Here is an 18,460-nt window from a genome sequence, read left to right as displayed (position 1 = left end):
AAGCGAATAGCGAATAGCGAGCAGCGAGTAGAAAGAACTCTATTCGCCGTTCGCCATTCGCTATTCGCTGTCTCCTTCAAACTCAAAGGCTCTCTCCCCGCGTGCGGGGAGAGAGAATGCGTGACGTTCGCCGCTTACTTGAGCTCGACCTTGGCGCCGACCTTCTCGAGGGTCGCCTTGATCTTCTCGGCCTCTTCCTTGGAGGCGCCTTCCTTGACCGGCTTGGGCGCGCCTTCCACGAGGTCCTTGGCTTCCTTGAGGCCGAGGCCGGTGATCGCGCGCACTTCCTTGATGACCTCGATCTTCTTGTCGCCGGCCGCAGCCAGGATCACGTTGAACTCGGTCTTCTCTTCGGCGGCCGGAGCGGCGCCGCCGCCAGCGGCGGGCGCAGCGGCGACGGCGACCGCGGCAGCGGCCGAAACGCCCCACTTCTCTTCGAGGAGCTTCGCGAGCTCAGCCGCCTCGAGAACGGTGAGAGCCGAGAGGTCTTCGACGATCTTTTCGAGATTAGCCATTTATGTGCGTCCTTTGAATTTGGTTCAGTTTGGTTGGCGCGCCTCTTAGGCCGCGTCTTTCTTGGCATAGGCGCCGAACACGCGCGCGAGCTTTGCGGCAGGCGCGGTCGAGAGCTGGGCGATCTTGGTCGCGGGGGCGTTGATGAGGCCCACGATCTTGGCGCGCAGTTCGTCGAGAGACGGCATCGTCGCAAGCGACTTGACGCCGTCGGCGTTCAGCAGCGTGGCGCCCATGGCGCCGCCCAGAATCACGAATTTGTCGTGATCCTTGGCGAAGGCCACGGCGACCTTCGGCGCCGCCACCGGATCGTCCGAATAGGCGATCAGGGTCGGCCCCTTGAGCAAGGGGCTGAAATCGGCGACGCTCGTGCCATCCAGAGCGATCTTGGCGAGGCGGTTCTTTGCGACCTGCACGGAGGCGCCCTCGGCGCGGGCCCGCTTGCGCAGGGCCTGCATCTGGGCGACCGTCAAGCCGGAGTAGTGCGCGACGACGATCGCGCCAGCCTTCGAAAAGGTCTGGTTGAGCGCCGCAACGGCTTCTTTTTTCTCCGCTCTATCCACGGTTGCTCTCTTCTAACTGGCGGGCGAACCCGCCGGTTGCGACATGCCGCCTGCGAAACGCAAGCGGCGCCGTAGATCCTGTCCCCAGCGCTCCCCGCTCGAAAGCGAAGACTCTGGTTGAAGGGGCGTGAACCAAATTCGAAGGACGTCGGCATGGCGCCGCCGGCCAAAAAATTCCGGTTTCCCCGTCTGTGCAGGCCGCCGCGAGACGACAGATTTCTCTTGTCGTCCCTTGGCCGATTGAGCCGTTCGGGCTGTGGATAACCCTGACGTGCGCCGGCAGTCTCGGACAGGACATGGCCGGACGGGACACGAGGCAAAACCCCGGGTCCGCCGGCCTATCCACCGCCTTTCCCTTCAAGCCCTTGACAGAGCAGAGGTTCAGGCGGAAGCTTCAAATCTGAAATCGGGGTTGTAAATCCAAAGGCCAACCCCGGAACGGCCTATTTAAGGGGGCCGCGCCCATTTGCCAAGAGGTAAATTGGGGGTTTAGCGCGCCGTCGATCCCGTCTCGCTCTTTAGCCGCGTCACCGCCTGCCGGGCGTGAACTCCATCCGGACCCGGCCGCCGCTCCTGTGGAGCGCAGTCCCTCCAAAGTCGCGAGCCGCCGTCGCCTGGCGTCCGGCGCCGGCCGGAGCCCGGCTCTTGCCCTCGCCGCCCTTCTCTCCCTCGCTCGCGACGCCGGGATAGGATGCGCCGTGCTGGCCGCGCATTGGACCAAAGGAGGCGAGACAGAGATTATAGGCGTTCGGCTCCTTGATCGCCTCGCAATCGTCGATCTTGCGCGGCGCCGCGAGGGCTGTGGCGCTTATCAGCAGAGCCGCGCAGATAATGCCAAACCCGTCATTGCGAGCGAAGCGAAGCAATCCAGAGCCGCGCGCGTGACGCTGGATTGCTTCGTCGCTTTGCTCCTCGCAATGACGGTGGAAACTCACCGCAGCGCCGCCCCGCATTTCTTCTCCGCCTCCGCCACGATTTTCTGCGCCACCGCCTCGATCTCGGCGTCGGTGAGCGTTTTTTCGCGCGGCTGAAGCGTCACGGCGACGCCGATCGACTTCCTGCCTTCCGGCACGCCGACGCCTTCATAGACGTCGAAGACGTCGACATTCGCGATCAGCGCCTTGTCCGCGCCCGCCACGGCTTTCACGAGATCGCCGGCGTTGCTCGCGCGGTCGACGATGAAGGCGAAGTCGCGCGAGAGCGGCTGGAGATCGGAAAGCTCCAGCTTCGGCTTGATCTTCGTCGGCTTCGCCTTGGGGGCCGGCAGATTGTCGAGCACGATCTCGAAGGCCGCGATCGGCCCTTCGACGTCGAGCGCCTTCAGCGCGCGCGGATGCAGTTCGCCGAAATGGCCGATGACCGCCTTATTTTTGAAGTCGGGTATACCCGACTTCGCGAGGGGGCCGAATTGCAGCGTGGCCGAGCGGCCGGGGTGAAACCAGGCGGGACCGCCCGGAACGACCTGCAGCCCGCCCGTCGCGACGCCGAGCGCGCCGAGCAGCGCCATGACGTCCGCCTTGGCGTCGAACGCGCCGGCGCGCTGGGCCTGGGCCGACCAATGACGGCCGGCGCCGGCGAGGCCGCGGCGAATGCCGGCGGCCGAGAGGCGCTGGCCCTTCTCGCTCGGGTCCAGGAATATCTGGCCGATCTCGAAGAGGTCCTGATCGCCGAGGCCGCGCGCGGCGTTGCGGCCCGCCGCGGCGACGAGGCCCGGCAGCAGGCTCGGGCGCATGTCGGAGAGCTCCGCCGCGATGGGGTTGGCGAGCTTCAGCTCCGCCGAGCCGCCGCCGAAGGCGTCCGCCTCCTCCTTCGAGATGAAGGACCAGGTGACGGCCTCGACCAGCCCCTGCGCGGCGAGCGCGCGGCGGGCGTTGCGGGCGCGCTTCTGCATCGCCGTCAACACGGCGGGCGCGACGCCTTCCGCGCGCGGCAGAGGCGTGGAAGGCACATGATCGACGCCGAGGATGCGGACGATCTCCTCGACGATATCGGCCTTGCCTTCAATGTCGGGGCGCCAGCTCGGCGCGGCGATAGTCGCGCGATCCTCGCCGTTCTTTTCGACCGTGAAGCCGAGGCGCTCCAGAATAGCGGTCGCCCCGGCCTGCGAGACGTCGACGCCCGCGAGACGCTGCGTCTCGCTCCAGGGGAAATCCACGATCTTCGTCTCGCGCGGAACGGCCCCGGCGAGCGTCCATTCGGACGCCTCGCCGCCGCAAAGCTCCATGACCAGTTGCGTCGCAAGCTCGCCGCCGGGCAGCGCGAAGGCCGGATCGACCCCGCGCTCGAAGCGGTAGCGGGCGTCGGTGACGATGCCGAGCTTGCGGCCGGTATGGGCGATGTTCCCCGGGTCCCACAAAGCGGTTTCGATCAGAACGTCGGCAGTCCCCTCGTCGCAGCCCGAGACCTCGCCGCCCATGACGCCCGCAAGCGACTCCGGACCGTTGTCGTCGGCGATGACGACCATGGCCTGGTCGAGTTCATAAGTCTTGCCGTCGAGGGCGAGCAGCGTCTCGCCCTTCCGTGCGCGGCGCACGACGAGATCGCCCTTCACTTTCTCCGCATTGAAAACATGGAGAGGGCGCGCGCGGTCGAAGGTGAGATAATTGGTGATGTCGACAAGCGCGTTGATCGGACGCAGGCCGATCTCGCGCAGGCGCTTTTGCAGCCAATCGGGGCTCGGGCCGTTCTTGACGCCGCGCACGAGACGCAGGCCAAAGAAGGGCGCGAGATATTTCTCGTCTTCGCTGAAATCCAGCGTCACACCGACGGGGCAGGGGAATTCGCCCTCGATCGGCAAAATGTCCTTCTGCTTCAGCACGCCGAGGCCCGCCGCCGCGAGATCGCGGGCGACGCCATAGACGCCCGCCGCGTCGGGACGGTTCGGCGTGAGATTGATCTCGATCACCGGATCGTCGAGGCCGGCATATTGCGCGTAAACCTCGCCGACCGGCGCATCCTCGGGCAATTCGATAATGCCGTCGCTTTCCGTGGCCAGTTCCAGTTCCTCGAAGGAGCACATCATGCCAAGCGAGTCGACGCCGCGAATATTTCCCTTGCCCAGCGTGATCTTTTTGCCGGGAATATACGTGCCGGGCGCCGAGAAGACGCTTTTGAGCCCCGTGCGCGCATTCGGCGCGCCGCAGACGACCTGCACGAGTTCGCCCGCGCCGGTATCGACCTTGCAGATGCGCAGACGGTCGGCGTTGGGATGCTGCGTCGCCTCGACGATCTGCGCGATCTTGAAGTCTTTGAGCTGCGCGGCGGGATCGTGCACATATTCGACTTCGAGGCCGATGCGCGTGAGCGTGTCGACGATCTCGGCGAGAGAGGCGGTGGTGTCGAGATGCTCTTTGAGCCAGGAGAGGGTAAGTTTCATGATCCGACTATCTCTTGCGCCGCTGCATTAAATGCGAAGCGAGCAGCAACTTCGTATGAGGCTCGAGCGACCGAAGCGTTTGAATGGCGATGCGTGCGTCGCCGACCAGGCGCCGCACATCGCCTCTCCGGTAACGAAAGGGCTCGGGATTGTAGTCCGCTTCCTCACGAGCTTCCTGGAGCTCGAGGAAAACGGCGGCGAAGCTTGCGACCTCCGGGCCGTAGAATTGCTGGTTCCTCGCCCGATTGAAGAGATTGCGCGCGACCGTATGTTCGAGAGAACGATAAATAGGAGTAAAGGCCTCCCACGGTCGCGACCAGCCGACGAGTTCGTCCGCGCACATGGCGGCGAGCGCGTTGAACAAGGCGTAATACGCCGTTGAAACTGCGCGGCGAAGCGAAGCCTGTTTAGGTTTCCCGCTTTCCCGTTCCGCGAGGCTCGTCGCGATTTCGAGCAGATCGTCGATCATGAGGCGCGGCGGGTTGAATATTTTGATTCGGTCTCGCGCAAATCGTCGACCGCGGGAATATCGTCAGGATAGCTGAACGTCAGATAGGGAAAGCGTGTTTCTCCAATCGAAAGCAGCGCATTGCTTACCTCGACGCGCATTTTAACGGAATCCTCTGAGGACAGGCGTCCGTTAGCCGGCTTCATCGCAATGTCGACGAAAAGCGCGTCGTCCCCCGCGTGATCGACATCCTCGCGAATGCTCACACGTTCGAAAGATTCCTTGCCGAGGTTGCGCGATGCTACGCCCTCGATAGCGGTTCGGATCGCGGCGACTTCGCTCATCTTTCATTTCCTCAACTGCTCAACCCGCCCGCAAGCGTCGGGAAGTCCAGCGGCCTGAACCCGTAATGCGTCAGCCAGCGCGTGTCGGCGTCGAAGAAGGCGCGCAGGTCCGACATGCCGTATTTCAGCATGGCGAGGCGATCGATGCCGACGCCGAAAGCGAAGCCCTGATAGACGTCCGGATCGTGCCCGCAATTGCGCAACACATTCGGATGCACCATGCCGCAGCCCAGAATCTCCATCCAGTCATCGCCTTCTCCGAAGCGGATTTCGCCGCCCTGGCGCCGGCACTGGACGTCGACTTCCATCGACGGTTCGGTGAAGGGGAAGAAGGAGGGGCGCATGCGCAGCTTCACGCCCTTCACCTCGAAGAAGCTCTTCAGGAATTCCTCCAGCACCCATTTGAGATGGCCCATATGGGTGGACTGGTCGATGACGAGGCCCTCGACCTGATGGAACATCGGCGTATGCGTCTGGTCGAAATCGCAGCGATAGACGCGGCCGGGGCAGATCACGCGGATCGGCGGCTTCTGGCTGAGCATGGTCCGCACCTGCACGGGGCTCGTATGGGTGCGCAGCAGCTTCTTTTCACCCGCTTCCGGCGCCAGAAAGAACGTGTCCTGCATCTCGCGGGCCGGATGGCCTTCGGGGAAGTTCAGCTTGGTGAAGTTGTAGTCGTCGCTCTCAATGTCCGGGCCTTCCGCTACGGCGAAGCCCATATCCGCGAAGATCACCGACAATTCGTCCATCACTTGCGAGATCGGATGGATGCGGCCGCGCTCCAGCGGGCTCGCCGCGGGGGGAAGCGTCACGTCGAGCGTTTCGGCCTTCAGCCGCGCTTCGAGCGCCGCTTCCGCCAGCTCGGCGCGGCGGGCCGCGAGCGCCTCGGTCGCCTTGTCCTTCAGGGCGTTGATCTTGGCGCCTTCGGTCTTGCGCTCCTCTGGCGACATTTTGCCGAGCGTCGACAGCAGCGCTGAGATCGCGCCCTTCTTGCCGAGCGCAGAGAGGCGCACAGCTTCCAGCGCCGCCTCGTCGGCGGCCTCATTGATCTGGCGCAGCGTGTCTTCTTCGAGTTTCGCGATGTCGGTCATTTTGCGCTTTTGCTCTGCGGGCGATCGGGAACGCCCGTCATTGCGAGCGAAGCGAAGCAATCCAGGGGCGCGCTGCGGCCCTGGGATTGCTTCGGAGCTAGCGCTCCTCGCAATGACGGCGGAAGTCGATCCTCGCTCCGCTGCCTGAAACGGATGTCCCGCGCCTTCTGCCACGCGCGGGGGCGTCTTGTCGAGGCGGCTACGCCGCCGGGCGGGGACGGTGCGCGAAAAGCTGCGCCAGCGCCGACGAGGCGACCCGCGAGCCCACATCGTCGGCCCGGCTCGTCAGCACGATCGGAACGCGGGCGCCGAGCACGATGCCGGCGGTGTCCGCCCCGGCGAGGAAGACGAGCTGCTTGGCGAGGATATTGCCGGCTTCGAGGTCGGGCGCCACCAAAATGTCCGGGTCGCCCGCCACCTCGGATGCAATATGTTTCGCTTCGGCCGCTTCGCGCGAGATGGCGTTGTCGAAGGCGAGCGGGCCGTCGAGTACGGCGCCCGCGATCTGGCCGCGATCGGCCATCTTGCAAAGCGCGGCGGCTTCGACGGTCGAGGGAATTTTCGCCTCCACCGTTTCGACGGCCGAAAGGATCGCGACCTTGGGACGCGCTATGCCGATGGCGTGGGCGAGATCGACGGCGTTGCGGATGATGTCGCGCTTAATGTCGAGCGTCGGCGCGATGTTGATCGCGGCGTCGGTGACGAGCAGCAGCTTGTGATAGGTCGGCGCGTCGATGACGAAGACATGGCTGATGCGTCTGTCGGTGCGAAGGCCCGTTCCGTCCCGCACGACGGCCGCCATGAGTTCATCCGTGTGCAGCGCGCCTTTCATGATCGCGTGCAGCTTGCCGCGCCGCACCAGCTCCACGGCCTGATCGGCGGCGGCGTGGCTGTGCGGCGCTTCGACGACGTCGACGTCTTCGAGCGAAACGCCCGCTTCGCGGGCCGCCGCTTCCAGCTTCTTGCATGGCCCGATAAGCGTCGGAACGATCAGGCCCTGGTCGCGCGCGGCCAGCGCCCCTTCGAGCGATGGACGGTCGCATGGATGCACGACGCCCATGCGGATCGGCGGCATCGATTGCGCGCGTTTTATGAGCTCCGACAGCAGCGCGCCGCGGGGGCGGGAAAAAACGGCGCTCCAGGGCGGCGCAACCTTCTCGCTCTTGATCTCGCTCATTTTGACGCCCCTGTCAGGTCACGGGACCCAGCGATCCGCTGGCGCAGAGCGGGCGCGGCGCGCGCTGGACGGCGACGCCGCCAAGGCGCCCTTATCAACGCCATATCATCCCTTCGCGCCATATTTGTGCAAATGCGCGCCATGGGCCGATAACCAGGCCTCGGCGCGGTCCGTGTCGCGACAGAGCTTGCGCGTAAGCGACCAGAAGCGCGGCGAATGGTCGAGATGGACGAGATGCGCCACCTCATGCGCCGCAAGATAGTCGAGGACGAAAGGCGGCGCCATGACGAGCCGCCAGGAGAAGTTGAGCGAACCCGAGGAAGAGCAGGAGCCCCAGCGGCTTACCGGATCGCGCAGGCCCACGCCGCGCGGCGGCAGCCCGAGCGCGGCGGCGTGGCGGGCGACGGCGCCCTCGAGATCGCGCCGCGCCTCGCGCTTGAAATGATCCTGCACGCGGCGATGCACATGTTCGGGCTGGCCCGCGACGCAGAGCGCGACGCCGGCCGCGACGTCGTCGCGCTCTTCCGTCCAGACGGTGCCGCGTTTCTCGGGCAGATGAATCAGCGCATGATCGACGCCGCGCAGCGGGATGACGGATCCATGCGCGAAGGGAATCGTCGCGGGCAGGCGATTGAGGCGCGCGGCGATCCAGGCCGCATGTCGTTCGGCGAAAGCCCGCGCGTCGCGCAGCGACGCGCGGCTCGGCATGGTGAGCACGGCGTCGCGCGCGGCGAAGCGAACGCGCAACGTGAAACGACGCGCGGCGGGCGCGCGACGCAAGGCGACGACGATCGTCTCGCCGGCGTGCTCGAGAGTGATGAGAGACGAACCGTTGCGGCCGGGTACGTCACGCAGGAGTCGAAGCATGCCGACATGCTAACGAAAGGCGCCGCGAGTCGCGAGTTCGAAAAGTGCGGCGCGCGCAAAAAAATCGCTTGCCTACGTTTGCGCGCGCTTTACGTCGTCAAAGATAGCGGCCCAGATCCTTGGCGGCTTCTTCCGGCTTGCGGCCGACATTGAAGGATGTGACGAAGCGGCCGTTCTTGTCCATGAGATAGACGACCGTCGTGTGATCGACGGCGTAGTCTTCTTCCTTGCCCGGCGCGCGCTTCGAATAGATGCGGTAGCTGCGCAGCATCGGCTCGAGCTGCGCGCGCGGGCCCGTGAGGCCGATGATCCGCGGGTCGAAGCTGGAGAGATAATCTTTCAGGACGTCGGGCGTGTCGCGTTCGGGATCCACCGTCACGAAAACGCCGCCGACCTTCGCGTCCGGACCGAGCGCGCGCAAAATTTCCGACATTTCGAACAGCGTCGTATGACAGACGTCCGGACAATGCGTATAACCGAAGAAGACGAGATAGGGTTTCCCGAGGAGATCCTTCTCGCTGACCTGCTGGCCGGTTTGCGATATGAGCTGAAACGGGCCGCCGATCGCCGAGGCCGGCGGCGCGGGGGGCGTGTTGCTGGTCACGGCGACGAAGACGCCGAAGATGAGCGCGAACGCCGCACCGGCGCCGATGAGCAGCGTCTTCGATACGGCGGGTCCCTTCGCGGCGTTCTTGTCGCCGCGCCGCGCCGCCTTGCCGTTGCCCTTCACCGACCCTCTCGACATGTGCGTTTCCTGCTCTTTTTGATTGCGCGCGTTTCTTTGTCGCGGCGTTTGCTTGCAGCCGGTCGAAGCGGCTAGTCGACAAGCACGATATGGGCGTTGCCGCAAAGATCGACGTCGCCGGCGTCCTTGAAATCCTCGAAAGCCCAGCGCGCCTGATATTGGCAACCCTTGCCGCCCGAGAGCGGAAGGCTTGCGCTTTCGCCGGAGCCGAGCGGCTTGTCGAGCCTGACGATCACCGTCTCCGGCGTCTCTTCTCCGGCGGGCGACACGATCTCGAAATTGAGCAGCGCGACGAGACGTTTGTTCTCCAGATTGACGGAAGCTGCAAGCTTGAGAGGCGCCGGACGCGATTGCGCCGCGACGCCGCCGGACGCGCCCGCGCCCAAGGCCAACATGCCGACGATCGCCAGAACTGCCCTCATGCCTTTTCCTCGCGGCCGGAACTTAGCCCGGTCCGGCGCATTCGCCAAGGCGCCCGTTGCGGTCATCGTTTATGCGCGCGATCGCGCCGTCGCGGTCTCCGCCCGGCCGGATGCGGCGCGCACGGGAATGATGTAGCCTCGCCTTAATCCCTGATTCCGACAAAAGCGCGCCGATGAGAGCCGATAGATGAGCGAGATGAAGAGCGACAGCCCCAACGCCGTTCCTGGAAAGATTCTTGTCGGCGCGACCCATGACGGCGCGCGCGCCTATCGCTACCTCGCCTTGTCGCTCGCCAACCGCCACGGCCTTATTTCCGGCGCGACGGGCGGCGGCAAGACCGTGTCGCTGCAATTGCTGGCGGAAGGCTTCTCCAACGCCGGAACGGCTGTCTTCCTCGCCGACGTGAAGGGCGATCTCGCAGGCCTCTCGCAGCCCGGCGACTCCAAGCCCGCCTTCGTGAAGCGCGCGGCGGAAATCGGCCTCGATTACGAACCCGATCGCTTTCCCGTCGTCTTCTGGGACGTTTTCGGCGAACAGGGCCATATGGTGCGCGCGACGGTCTCCGAAATGGGGCCGCTGCTCATCTCCCGCCTGCTCGATTTGAACGAGACGCAGGAAGGCGTCGTCAATATCGTCTTCAAGGTCGCGGACGAACAGGGATTATTGCTCATCGACCTGAAGGATTTGCGCGCGGCGCTGACGTATGTCGCGGAGCATGCGGCGGATTTCAAGGTCAAATACGGCAATATCGCGCCCGCCAGCGTCGGCGCCATTCAACGCCAGCTTCTGACGCTGGAGACGCAGGGCGGCGACAAATTTTTCGGCGAGCCTGCGCTCGACATTTCAGATTTCATCCGCGCCGATCGCGATGGGCGCGGGGCCGTCAACATTTTGACGGCCGAAAGGCTGATGCGTTCGCCAAAGCTTTACGCCACCTTCCTTTTGTGGATGCTCTCCGAGCTTTTTGAGACGCTGCCCGAAGTGGGCGATGCGGACAAGCCGAAGCTCGTCTTCTTTTTCGACGAGGCGCATCTCCTCTTCGACGAGGCGCCCAAGGCGCTGCTTTCCGCCATCGAGCAGGTGGTGCGCCTTATCCGCTCCAAGGGCGTCGGCGTCTACTTCATCACGCAAAATCCGCTCGACGTGCCCGACGCGGTGCTGGGCCAGCTCGGCAACCGGATCCAGCATGCGCTGCGCGCCTTCACGCCGCGCGACCAGAAGGCCGTGCGCGCCGCCGCCGAGACGTTCCGGAAGAATCCGGCCTTCGACACCACGGAGGCCATCATGCATCTCGCCGTCGGCGAGGCGCTGGTCTCCATGCTGGGCGAGAAGGGCGCGCCGGAGATGGTCGACCGCGTGCTGATCGCGCCGCCGGCCGCCCGCGTTGGACCGATCGCGCCCGAGGAGCGCGCCGCCATGATGGCGGAAAGCAAATTCGTCGGGAAATACGATCAGGCGATCGACCGCGAATCCGCTTTCGAAACGTTGCAGGGCGGCGGCCCCGCCAAGAGCGGCGGCGGCATGCTCGGCGGCGTCATCGGCGGGGTGCTGGGCACGCTGTTCGGCTCCGCCAAAGGCAAGCGCCTCTCCCCGGCGGAAGCGGCCATGCGCTCGGCCGTGCAAAGCGCGGCGCGCGAGGCCGGAACGCGCATCGCCAAGGAGATTTTACGCGGCGTGCTCGGCACGATGAGTAAATGAAACCTTGCGGCGCGCATTGAAAAGCCGCGCATTACGGTTTCCGCGGCGGCGCTTGCGCCGCCCTTTTATTACAGAATCTTAATCCCGACTTTAGCGACTTGTCACGCGGGGGTCATTTTCCCGCCGGCTGTTTCCTGCCTATACTATCCTCGTTGCGATCGGCGATTAGCGCGATCGACCATTGCGGGCTTGCCGCCCTGGGAGCCCGCCAGGAGGGACGCAATATGGCGAATTCCTTGCCCATCGTCGCCGAAGGCGGTCTGGCCCGCTACCTCAGCGAAATTCGTCGTTTTCCCATGCTGGAGCCCCAGCAGGAATATATGCTCGCCAAGCGCTGGCGCGAGCATGAAGACCCCAAGGCCGCGCAGGAACTCGTCACCTCGCATCTGCGCCTCGTCGCGAAGATCGCGATGGGCTATCGCGGTTACGGCCTGCCGATCGGCGAAATCATCTCCGAAGGCAATGTCGGCCTGATGCAGGCCGTCAAGCGCTTCGAGCCCGATCGCGGCTTCCGCCTCGCCACTTATGCGATGTGGTGGATCCGCGCCTCGATTCAAGAATATATTCTGCGCTCCTGGTCGCTCGTGAAAATGGGCACCACGGCGAGCCAGAAGAAGCTGTTCTTCAACCTGCGCAAGGCCAAGAGCCGCATCTCCGCTTATGAGGAGGGCGATATGCGGCCTGAAAATGTCGAGAAGATCGCGACGCGCCTCGGCGTTTCGAAGCAGGACGTGATCGAGATGAACCGCCGCATGGGCGGCGACGCCTCGCTCAACGCGCCGTTGCGCGAAGAAGGCGAGGGAGAATGGCAGGACTGGCTCGTCGACGACAGCGACAGCCAGGAGCATCTCCTCGTCGCGCGGGAAGAGAGCGACAACCGCCTTACGGCCCTGCGCGGCGCGCTTGACGTCCTCAATCCGCGCGAGCGCCGCATCTTCGAGGCGCGCCGGCTCGCCGACGATCCGGTGACGCTCGAGGCGCTCTCCGAGGAATTCGGCGTCTCCCGCGAGCGCGTCCGCCAGATCGAGGTCCGCGCCTTCGAGAAGGTGCAGGCCGCGGTAAAGTCTGGCGTCGCGCGCATGGAGGAAGCGCACGCGGCGGCGATGTAGCTGGCGCGCGGTCGACGAGCCCCGCGCCGGTACCTCTCCCCGCTTGCGGCGAGAGGGGCGTCCGCCGCCGGAGGCGGCTACCCGCAGATCCCCTTCAGCGCCTTCCACTCCTCCGGGCTCAGCAGAGGCGGCGCGGTTTCGCCCTTATTTGCTTGGGCGAGCCGCGCCAGGCGGTCCTCGCTCAGCGGGTGGTCGTGCAGGATGCTGATCGCGCCGCCATCGTCCTCGCCGGTGATCCGCACCAGTAACTCGCCCATGGGCTTGGCCGGCCGGCCGAGCGCGGCCATGGTCTGCGCGGCGAAGGCGTCGGCCAGCGCTTCGGCGTCCCGCGAATGGGCGGCGTTGAGGACGGAATTGCCGACGACGACCATCGCCGAGCCGCCGCTGACGTCGCCGAAAACAAGCCCGATCAGCAGCGCCGTTCCGCCCGCCGCAATGACGCCGCGCAGATGGTCGCGATGCTGGAGATGGCCGAGTTCATGGGCGAGAACGCCGATGATTTCATCCTGGCTCTCGGCTTTGTCCAGGAGGCCGGAGAGCAGATAGACCTTGCCGCCCGGAAGCGCGAAGGCGTTGGGCGTCTTCGACTGGACGGCCTCGATCGTCGCCGGCAGGCGCAGATGCGCGGCCCCTTGAAGGCGCTCCGAGACTTTGTTCAGCGCCGCGACGCCCGCCGGGGCGGCGCAGCTCTTGCCGGAGTAGGTTTTGCGGATCTCCGCCTCGGCGCCGTCGCCCAGCGCCTTCTCCCAGGAGACGGGAATGACCGGCGCGATCGCCCCCGCCATGAGCGGCACGCCGCGCCATAAGACCGCGCCGAAGACCGCCAGCGCGGCGAGGCCGTAGACGATCCTCCTGCGCCCCTCCCGATTGACGGGCGCCGTCTCGCCTGCGAGCAGCGCGCAATGGCGGACGATCCCGGCCTGCGCGGCCGGATCGTCGATCTCCAGCCAGGAGCCCTTGGGCGCGCCAAGCGCCTTCAGCCGCATCACGCCGCCTGGCGGCGGCAGCCGGCGCACCTCGGCATAGGGCCATGCCGCGAGCAGGACGCCGTCTTCGACGATCTCCAGCGCGGGACCGAAGACAAGGTCGACCGCCTGGCGCTTCCCGGCATAGCCGTCGAAATAGCTGGCCTTGCCGGCCTCGACGTCCAGTTCCGTCATGCTCAACCCCCAGGGAGGCGCAACGCTATCATCGCAAGCGCCAAAGACAAGCCGACGCGCTATATGGGCGGGAGCGGTGGCAAGGAGATTTCAATCATGTCGCATTGGCTGATCGCCGGCGCGAGCCGGGGCATTGGGCTGGAGCTGGCGCGTCAGCTCGCTTTGCGCGGGGCGCGCGTGACGGCGAGCGTGAGAAACGAGGCGGGTCGCGCGGCGCTGGAGGCGGCGCTCGCCCCGGCGGGGAAGAAGGGACGCATCCTCATATTCGACACGCGCGACGCCTCGCAGATCGCAGCGGCGGCGGCGCAGGTCGACGCCCCGGTCGACGCGCTGATCGCAAACGCCGGCGCCTATGGGCCGGAGCGGCAGAACGCGCTCGATATGGACTTTGACGGCGTGCTCGATCTCCTCAACGTCAATTCGCTGGGGCCGCTGCGCGTCGCGCAGGCTTTCCTGCCGCAGCTTCGCCTAAGTGAAAATCCCCGCATCGTCATGATGTCGAGCGTGCTCGGCTCCATGGCTCTGGAGGGGACGTTCAATGTCGGCTATCGCGCCTCGAAGGCGGCGCTGAACAAGATCACGCAATGTCTCGCCGACGATTTGAGGCCGGAAAGGATAGCCGTCGTCTCCATGCATCCCGGCTGGGTGCGCACCGATATGGGCGGACCCGACGCCACCCTCTCGGTCGAGGAAAGCGCCGAGGGAATCCTTCGCGTCGTGGACGGGCTCACGCTCTCGGGCACGCGCCGCTATCTCGATTATCGCGGCGATGAAATCGACTGGTGAGCCGGTCTCTCGCGAAATCGGCCGTTTTGACATGGATTGTTTCGGGCCGATGCGTCTCGACGCCTTCCGCGCGGAACGCGTCGGACATGTGGAGCAGATCGCGCCGGACACAGTCTTGCGAGCGCGCCCGGCATGATGGACGAGCGTCGAGAGCCTGAATCATAGGGCAATCGGGTGAACAACAATCTTGGGCATTAGCCGCCAATACCTCCCCTTTACGGGGAGGTCGGCGGTCGCAGGCAAGTTTACGCAGGTTGCGTAAACTTGCCTGCGACCGCCGGGTGGGGTTCGCGCCGCCATAATATCGTTGGGGCTTGACCCCACCCGACGCAGCTTCGCTGCGCCACCCTCCCCGTAAAGGGGAGGGATTCGCTCATGCCCAGCGTTCGCCCGATTGCTCTGGCCTGCATCACCACCATTATTGATTATCGATGCGCGGCCGTCAGCGCGGCGTGCGCGCGGGCTTCGAGCGCGCGCGCCGTTTCAGGCGACATGCGCTTGCGCGGCGTCTCGATCTCGAGCGTCTCCACGACTCGGGCGGGGCGGGGAGAGAGCAGGAAAATCCTGTCGGCGAGCGCGACGGCTTCCGCGATGTCGTGCGTCACGATCAGCGTCGTGATGCGCTTCTCGTCGATCAGCGCGGCGATCCGCTCGCGCAGGTCGCGCGCCAGCGCCGCGTCGAGCGAGACGAACGGTTCGTCGAGCAGCAGCAGATCCGGCTTCACGGCGAGCGCGCGGGCGAGCGAAACGCGCCGCGCAAGGCCGAGCGACAATTCGCCGGGAAAATGCGCGGCATGTTCGGCGAGCGAGAGTTCGGCGAGGAGCGCGGCGATTTCCTCTTCGCTCGCGCCGGGCGCGGCGATGCGGATATTGTCGGCGACGCTGCGCCAGGGCAGAAGGCGCGGCTCCTGAAAGACCATGCCGAGCCGGCCATGGGCGGGCAGATGGATGTGGCCCGAGAAATCGCGGTCGAGACCCGCGATCAGGCGCAGCAGGGTGGTCTTGCCGCAGCCGGATGGCCCGACGACGGCCCCGGCCTGTCCGAAGGGAAGCGCAAGGCGCAAATCTTCGAGCGCGCGCAACGGCCGCCCGTCGGCGCGGCGATGGTCCTTATGCGCGATCGCGACGTCCAGGGGCGCCGCGCCGCCAGCGGGCGAGGTGTCGTTCAAGAGGCTGCACCAGAAATGTTTCGACGCCGAGCATGAGGGCGACGAAGGGGATTGCGTAGGCGAAGAGCAGCTTCATGTCGAATTGCTGGAACGCCATGTTGATCTCGAAGCCGACGCCGTCGGATCTGCCGAGCAGCTCCACGACGAGGACGATCTTCCAGACGAGCGACAGGCCCGAGCGCGTCGCCGCCGCGAAATAGGGCGCAAGCTGCGGCAGGACGACATGCTTGACGCGCGACGCCCGCGACAGGCGGAAGGCCTGCGCCATTTCGTCGAGCGCGGGATCGAGCGCGCGGGCGCCTTCGCGGATCATCACGACGGCGTTCGGCAGCTTGTTCAAGGCGACGGCGCCGATCGCCGCCGCCTCGGTCAGGCCGGCCCAGACATAAGCGAGGACGATGACGACGAGCGCCGGCAGATTGAGCAGCACGACGAGCCAGGGATCGAGAAGGCGGTCGGCGAGCCGGTTGCGCCCCATCGCGTAACCGATCGCGGAGCCGAGGCTCATGGCGAGCGCGAAGGCGGCGGCGACGCGCGCCAGCGTCGCGGCGAGATTCATGAAAAGCGCGCCGGAGCGGGCCTCCTCGATAATCGCGTCGAAGACGAGCGCCGGTCCCGGCAGGCGGCGCGGATCGGAAGCCCAGGCCGCGGCCTGCCAGAGCGCGAGGAGCGCCGCGAGCGAGACGATGCGGATCAATGGCCGTCGGCCTCGCTTTGGTAGAAGGTCCCGGGGTCGAGCGTCTTGCCGGGGCCAACGAGCTTTTCGCCGCCGATTTTGGCCAGCGCTTTGTAGAGCGCGGCCGCGTCCGCCGCCTCCTGCGCGACCGTGCGTTTGGGAATGCCGGCGACATAGCGCTTGCGATAGACGTCGAGCGTCGCCGCGTCCCTGGCGCCGATGCGCTGCGCCGCCGCCGCCCAGGCCTTGTCGTCCTTGGCGAGAAGCGTTTTTGCTTTCGCCGTCATTGCGAAGAAGCGGGACAGCGCCTCCTTGTTCTTCGCCGCAAAGCCGTCGTCGAACACATAGCCGGTGACGACCGCGTCGCCTTTCGCCCCGAGCGCTTTTTCGACGTCGGCGATCTCGATGGGACGCGCAAAGCCCCTGGCTTCGAGATCGGCGGCGAAATTCCAGAATTCGAGCGCGGCGTCGAGTTCGCCCTGCAGCGCCTTCTCGGCGATGAGCGGCGGCGCGCCGTAAAGGATCGTCGCGCTCTTTTCGAGATCGACGCCCTGCTTCGCCGCGAAGGCCTTGAGCATCAGCCAGCTCTTGTCGAGCGGCCCGCCCGCGACGCCGAGTCTTTTGCCCGCAAGGTCCTTCACGCCTTTGATCGACGCGTCTTTCGTCATCACCGCGCCGACGCCGGTGGAATAGGGATAGAGCGTGAGCCTGGCGCCTTGCGCGCGTTCGCGCGCGACCCACAGCCAATCGGAGACGATGATGTCGGCGGAGCCGCCCTGAATCGCGATCTTGCCCGCCTCGGGCGACGCAAGCTCCGTCACGTCCAGTTCGAGCCCCGCCTCCTTGTCGAGGCCGAAGGCTTTCACGACCGCCATCTCCCAGCCGGTCGTGCCGGTTTTCTGCAAAGCGAGGCGCAGCCTCTCCGCGCTGGCGGGCGTGGCGAAAAGACTGGCGGGCGTGGCGAAAAGAAAAGCGGCGGCGAGCAGCGCGACGGGACGTTTCATCGTTTTTCCTATATTTTCGCCGAGGTCTTAGCGCAGGAAGCGCCGCCCGTCGATTGCGGGAAATTGTCCCGATCAGCCCTCGGCGCCGCGCGTCAGCGCTTGCTCGTAGACGGCGAGCGTCTCCCGGACATGCCGCTCCAACGAGGCGGGGGCGGCCCAATAGGCGTCATAGGCTTTGCGCGACATGTCGGCGATCACGGCGTCATTGTTCAATTCGCGGATCGCGGAAGCGAGCGAGTCGACGTCGCCGCTCTTGAACCAGAGCCCTGTAACGCCGTCTTCGACCGCTTCGCGCGCGGCGCAGCCATCCGCGACGATCGCGGGCGCGCCCATGGCCTTGGCCTCCAGCGCGGTGAGGCCGAAGGTCTCGTACCACAAGGAAGGGAAGACCAGCGCCCGCGCCGCGCGCATCGCGTCTCGCGCTTGCGCCGGAGATTTCCAGCCGAGAAGCCGCGCGTGAGGAAAGCGCGCGCGCAGCTCGCCCGCGACCGGTCCGTCGCCGACGAAGACCGGCGTGACGCCCGCGCGTTTCGCCGCTTCCGCGAAAAGGAAAGCGCCTTTCTCGGCCGACAGGCGGCCGACGAAAAGAAAGTCTCCCGCCGCTGGATCCGGCTTGCGGCCGAGCGGCTCCGCCTCGACGGGGTTGGTCACGCGGTGGATCGCGGCGCCTTCCGGCAGGCAGGTTGCGAGAACCTTCTGCTGAAGGTCGGAAAGCAGGATGATGTCCGAAAAGGTTTCGGCGAGATGCGCGACGTGGCCGGCGACGAATTGCCGCGCATTGCGCCACAGCTTGAACGGGTAGTTGCGGGAGTCGCAATTCGTCGTCCAGCAGGCGAGCGACATGGGTTGCAGCGGGCAGACAGCCCCTTTCTGGAAATTGTAGAAGCCTCCATTCGGACAATTCAGAAAATATTCGTGCATCGTATAGACGGCCGGCAGCCCCGCCGCTTGGATGGGCTTTGCGATCGCCGGCGACAACGCCTTCGCCCAGCCGTGAACGTGAATGATGGTCTGGTCGTAGGAAAGTTCGTCCAGAGTCTTTGCGAGCGCCGCGGCCGCCGGCTGATTCCAGACGCCCTGTCGCGCTGCGGCCAGGCGTGAGGGATTTCCCAAAATGTCGTGCTGGCCGAGGCAAACCACTTCGACGCCCGCCGCGGCGAGCCGCTCGTCCACAGGCCCGCACGCCGAGAAGAAGATGACCCGCGCCCCCGCCGCCTTGAGGCCGACGGCGCTTTCGATGGCGACTTTCGATTGTCCGCCGCTGACAAAGGCGTGGTCGACGCAGATGACGACTGTGAGATGCGACATGGC

At 65.7% G+C, this 18,460-nt stretch carries 19 protein-coding genes; 3 read left to right on the top strand and 16 right to left on the bottom strand.

The window, feature by feature from the left end; all coding sequences use genetic code 11:
- Nucleotides 1-134: 134 nt before the first annotated feature.
- The 11 genes from rplL to MMG94_RS08130 all read right to left on the bottom strand — a co-directional run bounded on the left by rplL (nucleotide 135) and on the right by MMG94_RS08130 (nucleotide 9,546).
- Nucleotides 135-515, bottom strand: a complete 381-nt coding sequence (gene rplL, locus MMG94_RS08180; RefSeq protein WP_016919383.1) for a 50S ribosomal protein L7/L12 — start codon at nucleotides 513-515, stop codon at nucleotides 135-137.
- Nucleotides 516-560: 45 nt separating this feature from the next.
- Nucleotides 561-1,076 carry a 50S ribosomal protein L10 gene (rplJ, locus tag MMG94_RS08175; RefSeq protein ID WP_016919382.1) on the bottom strand — a complete coding sequence of 172 codons (516 nt, stop codon included), beginning with the start codon at nucleotides 1,074-1,076 and terminating at the stop codon, nucleotides 561-563.
- A 527-nt stretch (nucleotides 1,077-1,603) separates the two neighbouring features.
- Entirely contained in the window at nucleotides 1,604-2,029 is a 426-nt protein-coding gene (locus MMG94_RS08170; RefSeq protein WP_016919380.1) for a hypothetical protein, read from the bottom strand.
- On the bottom strand, nucleotides 2,008-4,452 hold the full coding sequence (gene pheT, locus MMG94_RS08165; RefSeq protein ID WP_016919379.1) for a phenylalanine--tRNA ligase subunit beta: 2,445 nt from the start codon (nucleotides 4,450-4,452) through the stop codon (nucleotides 2,008-2,010). Before pheT ends, MMG94_RS08170 begins: the two co-directional genes overlap by 22 nt.
- 7 nt (nucleotides 4,453-4,459) lie before the next feature.
- Entirely contained in the window at nucleotides 4,460-4,921 is a 462-nt protein-coding gene (locus MMG94_RS08160) for a hypothetical protein (protein WP_016919378.1), read from the bottom strand.
- On the bottom strand, nucleotides 4,918-5,244 hold the full coding sequence (locus tag MMG94_RS08155) for a hypothetical protein (protein ID WP_016919377.1): 327 nt from the start codon (nucleotides 5,242-5,244) through the stop codon (nucleotides 4,918-4,920). The genes MMG94_RS08160 and MMG94_RS08155 overlap by 4 nt, the downstream gene beginning before the upstream one ends.
- 11 nt (nucleotides 5,245-5,255) lie before the next feature.
- A complete protein-coding gene (pheS, locus tag MMG94_RS08150) occupies nucleotides 5,256-6,335 on the bottom strand; it encodes a phenylalanine--tRNA ligase subunit alpha (RefSeq protein ID WP_016919376.1) in 1,080 nt (359 codons plus the stop codon).
- A 199-nt stretch (nucleotides 6,336-6,534) separates the two neighbouring features.
- Entirely contained in the window at nucleotides 6,535-7,512 is a 978-nt protein-coding gene (locus tag MMG94_RS08145; protein WP_016919375.1) for a bifunctional enoyl-CoA hydratase/phosphate acetyltransferase, read from the bottom strand.
- A gap of 105 nt (nucleotides 7,513-7,617) precedes the next feature.
- Nucleotides 7,618-8,379 carry a M48 family metallopeptidase gene (locus MMG94_RS08140; protein ID WP_016919374.1) on the bottom strand — a complete coding sequence of 254 codons (762 nt, stop codon included), beginning with the start codon at nucleotides 8,377-8,379 and terminating at the stop codon, nucleotides 7,618-7,620.
- A gap of 97 nt (nucleotides 8,380-8,476) precedes the next feature.
- Complete coding sequence (locus MMG94_RS08135) at nucleotides 8,477-9,124, bottom strand: SCO family protein (protein WP_016919373.1); 648 nt, start codon at nucleotides 9,122-9,124, stop codon at nucleotides 8,477-8,479.
- Nucleotides 9,125-9,195: 71 nt separating this feature from the next.
- A complete protein-coding gene (locus MMG94_RS08130; RefSeq protein WP_016919372.1) occupies nucleotides 9,196-9,546 on the bottom strand; it encodes a hypothetical protein in 351 nt (116 codons plus the stop codon).
- Between the two features lie 187 nt (nucleotides 9,547-9,733).
- Here MMG94_RS08130 and MMG94_RS08125 point away from each other — a divergent pair, with 187 nt between their 5' ends.
- Nucleotides 9,734-11,245 (top strand): helicase HerA-like domain-containing protein, encoded by a 1,512-nt coding sequence (locus MMG94_RS08125; protein ID WP_016919370.1) that lies wholly within the window; start codon nucleotides 9,734-9,736, stop codon nucleotides 11,243-11,245.
- A gap of 224 nt (nucleotides 11,246-11,469) precedes the next feature.
- Nucleotides 11,470-12,354, top strand: coding sequence for an RNA polymerase sigma factor RpoH (gene rpoH, locus MMG94_RS08115; protein ID WP_016919369.1), 885 nt, complete (start codon nucleotides 11,470-11,472; stop codon nucleotides 12,352-12,354).
- Between the two features lie 77 nt (nucleotides 12,355-12,431).
- On the opposite strand, the gene MMG94_RS08110 is transcribed toward rpoH, so the two are convergent.
- Nucleotides 12,432-13,514, bottom strand: a complete 1,083-nt coding sequence (locus MMG94_RS08110) for a M48 family metallopeptidase (RefSeq protein ID WP_016919368.1) — start codon at nucleotides 13,512-13,514, stop codon at nucleotides 12,432-12,434.
- 96 nt (nucleotides 13,515-13,610) lie between these two features.
- On the opposite strand from MMG94_RS08110, the gene MMG94_RS08105 reads away from it, so the two are divergent.
- Nucleotides 13,611-14,300 (top strand): SDR family oxidoreductase, encoded by a 690-nt coding sequence (locus MMG94_RS08105; RefSeq protein ID WP_026016158.1) that lies wholly within the window; start codon nucleotides 13,611-13,613, stop codon nucleotides 14,298-14,300.
- 425 nt (nucleotides 14,301-14,725) lie between these two features.
- On the opposite strand, the gene MMG94_RS08100 is transcribed toward MMG94_RS08105, so the two are convergent.
- The 4 genes from MMG94_RS08100 to MMG94_RS08085 form a co-directional block, all read right to left on the bottom strand.
- Complete coding sequence (locus MMG94_RS08100; protein ID WP_016921549.1) at nucleotides 14,726-15,469, bottom strand: ABC transporter ATP-binding protein; 744 nt, start codon at nucleotides 15,467-15,469, stop codon at nucleotides 14,726-14,728.
- Complete coding sequence (locus MMG94_RS08095; protein ID WP_016921548.1) at nucleotides 15,411-16,166, bottom strand: ABC transporter permease; 756 nt, start codon at nucleotides 16,164-16,166, stop codon at nucleotides 15,411-15,413. The genes MMG94_RS08100 and MMG94_RS08095 overlap by 59 nt, the downstream gene beginning before the upstream one ends.
- On the bottom strand, nucleotides 16,163-17,149 hold the full coding sequence (locus tag MMG94_RS08090) for an ABC transporter substrate-binding protein (protein WP_016921547.1): 987 nt from the start codon (nucleotides 17,147-17,149) through the stop codon (nucleotides 16,163-16,165). The genes MMG94_RS08095 and MMG94_RS08090 overlap by 4 nt, the downstream gene beginning before the upstream one ends.
- 72 nt (nucleotides 17,150-17,221) lie before the next feature.
- The gene (locus tag MMG94_RS08085) at nucleotides 17,222-18,457 is read right to left on the bottom strand and encodes a glycosyltransferase family 4 protein (RefSeq protein ID WP_016921546.1); all 1,236 of its coding nucleotides are present in this window, start codon (nucleotides 18,455-18,457) and stop codon (nucleotides 17,222-17,224) included.
- Nucleotides 18,458-18,460: the final 3 nt, after the last annotated feature.

Source organism: Methylocystis parvus OBBP (genome assembly GCF_027571405.1).
Taxonomy (GTDB): domain Bacteria; phylum Pseudomonadota; class Alphaproteobacteria; order Rhizobiales; family Beijerinckiaceae; genus Methylocystis; species Methylocystis parva.
The sequence above is the reverse complement of the archived record's forward strand: the minus strand, read 5'-3'. Positions and strand labels throughout refer to the sequence as shown.

What these genes read in the sequence shown, in the direction of transcription:
- rplL (WP_016919383.1), bottom strand. Translation starts at nt 515, where the DNA reads ATGGCTAATCTCGAAAAGATCGTCGAAGACCTCTCGGCTCTCACCGTT.
- MMG94_RS08170 (WP_016919380.1), bottom strand. Translation starts at nt 2,029, where the DNA reads ATGCGGGGCGGCGCTGCGGTGAGTTTCCACCGTCATTGCGAGGAGCAA.
- pheT (WP_016919379.1), bottom strand. Translation starts at nt 4,452, where the DNA reads ATGAAACTTACCCTCTCCTGGCTCAAAGAGCATCTCGACACCACCGCC.
- MMG94_RS08160 (WP_016919378.1), bottom strand. Translation starts at nt 4,921, where the DNA reads ATGATCGACGATCTGCTCGAAATCGCGACGAGCCTCGCGGAACGGGAA.
- MMG94_RS08155 (WP_016919377.1), bottom strand. Translation starts at nt 5,244, where the DNA reads ATGAGCGAAGTCGCCGCGATCCGAACCGCTATCGAGGGCGTAGCATCG.
- pheS (WP_016919376.1), bottom strand. Translation starts at nt 6,335, where the DNA reads ATGACCGACATCGCGAAACTCGAAGAAGACACGCTGCGCCAGATCAAT.
- MMG94_RS08145 (WP_016919375.1), bottom strand. Translation starts at nt 7,512, where the DNA reads ATGAGCGAGATCAAGAGCGAGAAGGTTGCGCCGCCCTGGAGCGCCGTT.
- MMG94_RS08140 (WP_016919374.1), bottom strand. Translation starts at nt 8,379, where the DNA reads ATGCTTCGACTCCTGCGTGACGTACCCGGCCGCAACGGTTCGTCTCTC.
- MMG94_RS08135 (WP_016919373.1), bottom strand. Translation starts at nt 9,124, where the DNA reads ATGTCGAGAGGGTCGGTGAAGGGCAACGGCAAGGCGGCGCGGCGCGGC.
- MMG94_RS08130 (WP_016919372.1), bottom strand. Translation starts at nt 9,546, where the DNA reads ATGAGGGCAGTTCTGGCGATCGTCGGCATGTTGGCCTTGGGCGCGGGC.
- MMG94_RS08125 (WP_016919370.1), top strand. Translation starts at nt 9,734, where the DNA reads ATGAGCGAGATGAAGAGCGACAGCCCCAACGCCGTTCCTGGAAAGATT.
- rpoH (WP_016919369.1), top strand. Translation starts at nt 11,470, where the DNA reads ATGGCGAATTCCTTGCCCATCGTCGCCGAAGGCGGTCTGGCCCGCTAC.
- MMG94_RS08110 (WP_016919368.1), bottom strand. Translation starts at nt 13,514, where the DNA reads ATGACGGAACTGGACGTCGAGGCCGGCAAGGCCAGCTATTTCGACGGC.
- MMG94_RS08105 (WP_026016158.1), top strand. Translation starts at nt 13,611, where the DNA reads ATGTCGCATTGGCTGATCGCCGGCGCGAGCCGGGGCATTGGGCTGGAG.
- MMG94_RS08090 (WP_016921547.1), bottom strand. Translation starts at nt 17,149, where the DNA reads ATGAAACGTCCCGTCGCGCTGCTCGCCGCCGCTTTTCTTTTCGCCACG.
- MMG94_RS08085 (WP_016921546.1), bottom strand. Translation starts at nt 18,457, where the DNA reads ATGTCGCATCTCACAGTCGTCATCTGCGTCGACCACGCCTTTGTCAGC.